Origin of the sequence: Rahnella perminowiae (assembly GCF_019049755.1) — a bacterium.
GTDB lineage: Bacteria > Pseudomonadota > Gammaproteobacteria > Enterobacterales > Enterobacteriaceae > Rahnella > Rahnella perminowiae.
The window spans coordinates 1-528 of record NZ_JAFMOS010000060.1; the positions used below are offsets into that span (position 1 = coordinate 1).

Here is a 528-nt window from a genome sequence, read left to right on the forward strand (position 1 = left end):
TTAAGGGCAAAAACAATCTGCTCTTCGGTGAATCGTGACTTTTTCATCGGCACCACCTCCGTTCAGGGGAGTGTTTATCATGCCGGAATTCTGTTTCTGAATGGAGCAGGATTTTGGGTCAGGGTCATCCAGCTGCTGCCCCTGAGCACTGTTCTTCGGCTCGGTAGAAAGCAGAATGCCCTTGCCGCCACGAACGGCAACATAGGCATCGGTACGCAATTCTGCGCCTTCACCGCGTTGTTTTCTGGCACTGTCCACCAGGTGTCCCAGACTGAGCTGGCTCTTACCAGAGTGTACTGTACTGATTTTTATATGTTCTTTGCCTCGTGAATCATCAAGTCTTAACTTATTTCCAGAAGGCGTGCGGATAACGTTCCGCTTGTAGTTCGGCAGCGCCACATGATCCGGATGCCGTGAATCGTGCAGCGCATAAGCAATGTACGGCCGGTCAACGTCGCCGTTCTCGAAGGCAATCGCCACGCCGGTGGAGTCCAGCAGCGGCATATGGAAGCCGTAAGTATCACCGGA

General features: G+C 52.8%; 1 protein-coding gene. It reads right to left on the reverse strand.

Annotated features, from left to right (window positions below):
• Positions 1 to 528, reverse strand: a 528-nt coding sequence (locus J1785_RS00300; protein ID WP_238483006.1) for a type VI secretion system Vgr family protein, incomplete at its 5' end; no start/stop codon positions are given.